This window comes from Streptomyces sp. SID3343, assembly GCF_009865215.1.
Lineage (GTDB): Bacteria > Actinomycetota > Actinomycetes > Streptomycetales > Streptomycetaceae > Embleya.
The window spans coordinates 1-6354 of the sequence record NZ_WWJX01001397.1 but is presented as its reverse complement, the minus strand read 5'-3'; the positions used below and the strand labels follow the sequence as shown (position 1 = coordinate 6354).

Below are 6354 nucleotides of genomic sequence, written 5' to 3'. Positions count from 1 at the left end.
CGGAGCCGCCGCCCGACCCCGCCCCGCCCTCGCGACCCATCAGCCGACGACTTCGGGTAGCTCGCCGCCCCCTCCCGGGACGTGCGCGAGGAGGTCGCGGGTCAGGTCGAGGAGGCGGGTCGCGCTGGTGTGGTCGAAGGAGGGGTGGTGGACGCTGATGCGTTCGCCGCGGACGAAGGCGCTCAGCGGCTCCGCCGGCGGGTCGTCGATGCACGCGGCGATCGGTACGACCGCCTCGGCGACCGGGCGGGCGGTGCGCTTCATGGCCGCGACGTGGGCCGCGGCCGCCGCGTCGTACCGACCGGAGAAGCTGGTGGCCACCGCGCCCGGATGGACGAGGACGTACTTGACCGGGCCGGCGCCGTGCGCCGCGGCGAAAGCGACTCCGAGCAGGTCGTTCGCCCTGCCTGCCTGGGTCTGGGCGGCGCCGCCGCTGTAGCCGCCGGCCAGACCGGGGTCGTCCCAGTGGATCTCGCCCTTGGGGATGCCGGGGCCGGACACGTTCACCACGACCGGCCGTTCGGCCCGCTCCAGCGACGCGATCAGGCCGTGGCCGAGCAGGTAGCGGCTCACGTACTCCAGGGCGAACGTGTTTTCGAGCCCTTCGCTCGTTTCGAGGCGTGCCGAGCGATAGTGCCGGGCGCACAGCACGAGCGCGTCGACGACGGGAAATCGGGCTTCGAGTTCCGCGACGACCCGGTGGTTCTCGGCGACCAGGCTCAGATCCGCCGGGATGAAGAACGCCCGTGCAGCGGCGCCCGTTTCGGCGGCTGCGGCGAGGAACGCCTTGCCCTTTTCGAGGTTGCGGCCGACGACTGCGACGCGCTCGCCTCGGGAGAGGTAGGTGTGGGCGAGTGCCTTGCCGATGCCGTCGGTGCCGCCCGAGACGACGATGGTCTTCACGATGGATCTCCTTGGCTCGGACAAACCAGACTGGCCAGTCCAAGTTATGAGACTTGGCAGTCTTAGGCAACTGCGCCCAACAAAATGGACGCATAAGTCCAATCACGGGAGCCGCCCTCTATCATGCGGGCCATGAGCGGAACGGAAACCTCGGCCGGCCAAAGCCTCGCCGGCTCGCGCGGACGCATCGACAAACGGGAGGCGATCCTGGACGCGGCGTTCACAGTGTTTGCCCGCGAGGGATACGCGCAGGCCGGAGTGGACGTGATCGCGGCCGAGGCCGGCGTCGCCAAGGCCACCGTGTATAACCACTTCGGTGACAAGGAGACGCTCCTGCGGCGGACTTTCGTCGCGCACGCGGAGCGGGCGTCGGCGCGCAACCTGGCGGCGGTGGAACTGCTCACCCATTCCGGCGACGACGATCCCCGTGCCGTCCTGGAGGACGTCGGTCTGCGGCTGCTCCACTGCTACTGCGACGACCGCTCGTGGGCGCTGCGTCGTCTGCTCGCGGCCGAACTCAACAAGTTCCCGGACCTGCTCGACATCGTGCAGGGGCAGGTGTCGGACCGGGTCACCGAAGCGCTGGCCGACCGCCTGGCCCGGCTGACCCTCGCAGGCAGGCTGCGCTTGACCGATCCGCTCCTGGCCGCCGAACAGTTCTCCGCCCTGCTGGTCGGTCCCATGGATCGACGGGCTCGCCTGGGCACTCGGACCGTCCCGGACGCGGAACTGCGGGCCGCGGCAAGCGCTGCGGTGCGTACCTTTCTTCGAGCCTTCGCTGCCGACCCGACCGATGCCTGACGCGTGACGCCGGCGCGTGACGCGGGCCGCCCGGGATCCGACGTCAAGGCCGCCGGAAGGTGTCGGCGTGGTCGGACACCCACGTGCGGAAGGAACGGGCCGGCGAGCCGGTGACGGCCTCGATCGTGGTGGTGACGATCGGGGGCGGCGCCGCGAGCATGTCGGCGTAGCCGTCGAGGAGCGGGTCGACGAACGCATCGGGGAAGCCGTCGTCGGCGAGCAGTTGCCGACGAGCGGCCTCGCGGGGCAACTCCTCCCAGCGAAGCGGGCGATCGAGCACCTCGCCGATGATGTGGACCTGCTCGGCCTGGGTGAGTACGTCGGGGCCGGTCAGTGGGTACGCGGCGCCGTCGTGCCCGTCCTGGGTCAGCGCCCGTACCACCACCTCGGCGATGTCGGCCTCGTGCACGAGGGCCATGGACACCGCGCCGTAGGCGCCCCGGACCGTGTCGGCGCAGCGGATGCGCTCCGCCCACCACAGCGTGTTGGCCGCGAAGGTACTCGGCCGCACATGCGTCCACGCCGATCCCGACCGCTCGACCAACTGCTCGACCGCGGCGTGTGAGCGCCCCACGGGGTGCGGTTGCTCGTCGGGAGCCAACCCGTCCAGCACCGCGCCGGACGAAAGAAGGACGACCCGGCCGGCCTGCCGCCCGATCGCCTCCACGAGGCGGGCCGCGACGGCGGGTTCGGCACCGTGGAACGGCCACATCAGGAAGACGGCGTCCACACCCTCCAGGGCGGCGGCCATCGCGTCGGGGTCGGACAGGTCACCCGGCCGGACCTCGACGCCGTTCGGCAACCCGGCGGTGTCGGGCCTGCGGGTCAGCGCGCGAACGCGGATCGGACCGGCGGCACTTCCTGCCTCGTCGGCCGCTGCCTTGTCGGCCGCTGCCTCGTCGGCCGCCACCGCGTCGGCTGCCTTCGCGTCGGCCCGCGCCGCCCCGGCGCCTTCGCCCGTCACGTCCAAGAGGCGCGCGACGACCCGGCGCCCTACATTGCCCGTCGATCCGGTGACCAGGATCCGGGTGTGCTTCGTCATGCGGAGGACTCCTTCGTACTCGGCTCGGGGTGCGGCGCCATCGAACGAACGGGCCGCGGCACCACGATCGCCGCACCGCGCCGGTCACGGCCGGCCATCGGCGTCACGGCGTGGGAATCCGTCGGCAGATAGCGTGGAGCGATGAATACCGTCAGCCTGGACCCGTTGGATCGTGCTCTCGTGCACGCGCTGCGGATCGACGGAAGGGTGCCCTTTCGTACCGCTGCCCAAGTGCTCGGGGTCTCGGAGCACACGGTGGCCCGCCGCTACCGCCGACTTCGGGCCGAGGGGGCGTTGCGGGTGGTCGGTGTCGTCAACGGGGTCGCGCTCGGATGGACGTCCTGGACGGTACGGCTCCGCTGTACGCCCGATGCGGCCGGCGGTGTCGCCGCGGCGCTGGCCTCCAGGCCCGATACGTCGTTCGTGTACCTGCTCTCCGGTGGGACGGAGATCTGCTGCAACGTCGTGACGCGGTCCACGGCCGACCGGGACGCGCTGCTGCTGCACAAGCTGCCGCGAACGAGTCGGGTGACCTCGGTGTCGGCGCACCTGTTGCTGCGCGCCACCGCCCTTCCGAACGACTGGGCCGGCGCGGCCGAACTCGCCGCGGAACAGGTGGACCATCTGCGCCTCGCGGTGGCGGCGCCGCGCGTCGAGACCATCGCTCTCGACGACGCCGACCGGTCGATGCTGCGGATCCTCGCCCGTGACGGACGGGCCGGGTACACCGAACTCGCGTCGGCCGCCGGGTGTTCGGCCTCGACGGTCAAGCGTCGTACGGACGCCCTGCGCGGTGCCGGGGTGGTGTCGTACGAGGTGGACATCGCCCCGGCCGCACTGGGCTTCGCCGCGGAGGCGCGGTTGTGGATGTCGGTGCGGCCGTCGGGCCTGCTCGGCGTGGGACAGGCGTTGGCCGGGCACCCGGAGGTCTCCTTCGCCGCCCTGACCACCGGCCCGAGCAATCTCGTCGCCGCCGTCAACTGTCGTGACGCGGAGGACCTTTGCCGCTACCTGACGGAGCGCGTCGGTGCCCTCGACGCGATCCGTACGCTGGAATCGGCTCCGGTGATCCGCACCCTCAAGCGGGCCGGTGCCGCCCCGGCCGCCGGCTGACGGGGCGGTGATCGACGTGGACGAGCGCCGAGCGCACCGCGCCGACGAGGCCCACCACGTCAGCCGTATGACGGGCCGACTCGACGCCGCCCGGACCGCGCGTGACCGGTGAGCGCCGCCTACGCCCCCGGGCCGGCGACCGCGCGATCCGCTGCTTCACCCTGACGCGACCCCTTGGGCGCCGGGTGGTCCGCGGCCCGGCGCAGGTCGGTCGCGGTCAGCAGTGCCCTCAGGTCGATTCGTTCGGCGGCGAGCGCCGCAGCGCCGCCCTCCTCGCGGTCGATCACACACAGCGCGGCCCGAACATCGGCGCCCAGAGAACGCAACTCGGCTGTGGAGAGCACGATTTGGCCGCCACTGGTGACCACGTCCTCGATCACCAGAACGCGTCGGCCCACGACATCGGCGCCCTCCGCGAGTCGACGGGTACCGTACGGCTTGGCCCGCTTGCGGACGAACGCGCAGGGCAAGCCGGTGTGCCGGCCCAATGCGGTGACCACCGGAATCCCGCCCATCTCCAGGCCGGCCAACACCTCGATGCCTGCCGGCACCAGCGGGGCCATCGCCTCGGCGACCGCGTCCAGGAGGACGGGATCGGCTTCGAGGCGATACTTGTCGAAGTACTCGTCGGCCCGGCGCCCGGACCGGAGCACGAAGTCGCCGGTGAGTCGGCAGGCATGGTCGATTCGCTGGGCCAAGTCCGCGTGCTTCATGGGCACTCAGCCTGGCACGTCGTCGGCGCCCGCGTCGGAGGTCCGGGCGGATGGCCGGCCGGCAGCGGACCCGGGAGCCGCCGGCGCCGCCGCGCGCAGCCGGCGTAGGGCGAGGACTCCGCCGATGCCCGGGATCGCGGCGCGCCATCGGACGGCCGTCGGGGCGGTGCTCCGGGTCGCCCGGGTCGCGGCGACGACGACGAGGTAGGCCGTGCCGTGGAGTGGGCCGACGAGCGACGTGATCGCCGGCACGGGCACGGTGCACAGGTTGCCGAACAGGGCCACCACGGACACCGCTTCGATACCGGCCGCGATCCGCAGCATGCGCATTGTGGTCACGCTCCCGTAGTGGATCCGGGGCGCACGATCATGAGCACGACGACCACCGCCCACAGGACGTTGAAGACGCCGGTGAGCATGCTCAGCCGGGCGGCCGGTCGGCGCAACTCGTCGTGGCCGCCGCCTCCTTCGGTGCGCGCGAGCAGGTGCCGCTGGCCGGGCAGGATCGCCAGGCCGAGTACGCCGGCGGCGATCACGGTCAGCACCAGCGACGCGATCAGCCACGCGTCGGTGAGCACGCCGAGCTGGGCACCCGTGCCGATGCCGAAGACCGGCACGGCCACTCCGGCTACGGCGTAGCCGCGGCAGATCCGGTGCAGGAACGTCGCGACCGCGGCGGATCGTCCGTCCGGATCCTCGCCGCCGGGCGCCGCGTGCAGCGCGTATCGCGGAAACAACGACGCGGCCACGGTGATCGACCCGATCACCAGAATCGCCGCGAGGACGTGTATGGACAGCAGAAGCGCGGTCACTGCGGACCCTCCGAGCCAGGCGCAGATATGTTGGCTGCCAATAGATAGCATGCCAACCCCGGTTCTGAGTAGGCTGCCTACCTATGCGGCGAGTCCGACGCGGAAAGACCGGCGCGGTGAGAGTGCGGCGGCGAGAGTGCGGCGGAGACACCTGTGAGGAGAGACCGATGAGGGCCGACGCGGTACGGGGCCACCTGGACGGGCTGTTGTTGGCCGTGATCGAACCCGGCCCACTCCACGGCTACGCGATCATCGCGGCGGTTCAGCAGCGCAGCGGGGGCGTTCTCGATCTGCGTACGGGCACGATTTATCCGGCCCTGAACCGGCTGGAGCGACTCGGGCTGCTCAGCAGCAGTTGGGATTCCGTGGGCGAACGGCGTCGGCGTTGCTACGAACTCACCGACGCGGGGCGCCGCAGCCTGGCCGGCGAGCGGACGGCGTGGAGCGAGTTCACCGCCGCGATCGGCTCCGTCCTCAACCCGGTCGCCCCGCCCCGGCACGCTGCCGGCAACGCCACGTGAGCGCCGTCGGCGGCCGGGCCGATCCGGTCGAGGACTACGTCGCGGTCCTGTCGGCGACCCTGCGTGGGCCGGCCCGGGCCAAGGCGCGGATGGTCGAGGAGATCAGGGACGGCCTCGCGGACACGATCGAGGCGCACACCCGCGCCGGGACACCGTACGAACGCGCCGCCGACGAGGCCGTTCGCGAGTTCGGGAGCACCGACGAACTCGCCCCGAACTGCCAACGGGAACTGACCATCGTGCAGACCCGGCACACCGCTCGGGCCGTCGGCCTCACCGTGCCGTTCCTGATCGCCTGTTGGCTCCTGACCCGCACCGCCGACCACGCACAGGGCCGGCAACTGCAACTGCTCGCTCTCCACACGGCGGGCATCGCGGCCGCCGCCGCGTTGCTTGCCGCGGCGACGCCGGCCGCGATCGACGCCCTGGGCCGCCGATGGCCCACCCCG

Annotated in this window: 9 protein-coding genes; 4 read left to right on the top strand and 5 right to left on the bottom strand. The window is 72.0% G+C overall.

Annotated features, from left to right (window positions below; genetic code table 11):
- Nucleotides 1-39 precede the first annotated feature (39 nt).
- Nucleotides 40-903 carry an SDR family NAD(P)-dependent oxidoreductase gene (locus GT354_RS44505; RefSeq protein ID WP_161362942.1) on the bottom strand — a complete coding sequence of 288 codons (864 nt, stop codon included), beginning with the start codon at nt 901-903 and terminating at the stop codon, nt 40-42.
- Nucleotides 904-1035: 132 nt separating this feature from the next.
- Between GT354_RS44505 and GT354_RS44500 the strand changes: the two genes are divergently transcribed.
- The gene (locus GT354_RS44500) at nt 1036-1704 is read left to right on the top strand and encodes a TetR/AcrR family transcriptional regulator (protein ID WP_161362940.1); all 669 of its coding nucleotides are present in this window, start codon (nt 1036-1038) and stop codon (nt 1702-1704) included.
- 43 nt (nt 1705-1747) lie between these two features.
- Here the strand turns inward: GT354_RS44500 and GT354_RS44495 are convergent, their stop codons facing one another.
- Nucleotides 1748-2746, bottom strand: a complete 999-nt coding sequence (locus tag GT354_RS44495; protein WP_161362938.1) for an NAD(P)H-binding protein — start codon at nt 2744-2746, stop codon at nt 1748-1750.
- 141 nt (nt 2747-2887) lie between these two features.
- On the opposite strand from GT354_RS44495, the gene GT354_RS44490 reads away from it, so the two are divergent.
- The gene (locus GT354_RS44490) at nt 2888-3859 is read left to right on the top strand and encodes an Lrp/AsnC family transcriptional regulator (protein WP_161362936.1); all 972 of its coding nucleotides are present in this window, start codon (nt 2888-2890) and stop codon (nt 3857-3859) included.
- Nucleotides 3860-3978: 119 nt separating this feature from the next.
- Here the strand turns inward: GT354_RS44490 and pyrE are convergent, their stop codons facing one another.
- From pyrE to GT354_RS44475, 3 genes are read right to left on the bottom strand one after another with little or no spacing between them, the layout of a single operon-like run.
- A complete protein-coding gene (pyrE, locus tag GT354_RS44485; protein WP_161362934.1) occupies nt 3979-4572 on the bottom strand; it encodes an orotate phosphoribosyltransferase in 594 nt (197 codons plus the stop codon).
- Between the two features lie 6 nt (nt 4573-4578).
- The gene (locus GT354_RS44480; RefSeq protein ID WP_161362944.1) at nt 4579-4902 is read right to left on the bottom strand and encodes a hypothetical protein; all 324 of its coding nucleotides are present in this window, start codon (nt 4900-4902) and stop codon (nt 4579-4581) included.
- Between the two features lie 5 nt (nt 4903-4907).
- Nucleotides 4908-5384: a hypothetical protein gene (locus tag GT354_RS44475; RefSeq protein WP_161362932.1), complete on the bottom strand. Its 477-nt coding sequence runs from the start codon at nt 5382-5384 to the stop codon at nt 4908-4910.
- A 167-nt stretch (nt 5385-5551) separates the two neighbouring features.
- Between GT354_RS44475 and GT354_RS44470 the strand changes: the two genes are divergently transcribed.
- Nucleotides 5552-5905 carry a helix-turn-helix transcriptional regulator gene (locus tag GT354_RS44470; RefSeq protein ID WP_161362930.1) on the top strand — a complete coding sequence of 118 codons (354 nt, stop codon included), beginning with the start codon at nt 5552-5554 and terminating at the stop codon, nt 5903-5905.
- Nucleotides 5902-6354: permease prefix domain 1-containing protein (locus GT354_RS44465; RefSeq protein ID WP_161362928.1), on the top strand; the 453-nt coding region annotated here is incomplete at its 3' end. The genes GT354_RS44470 and GT354_RS44465, both read left to right, overlap by 4 nt.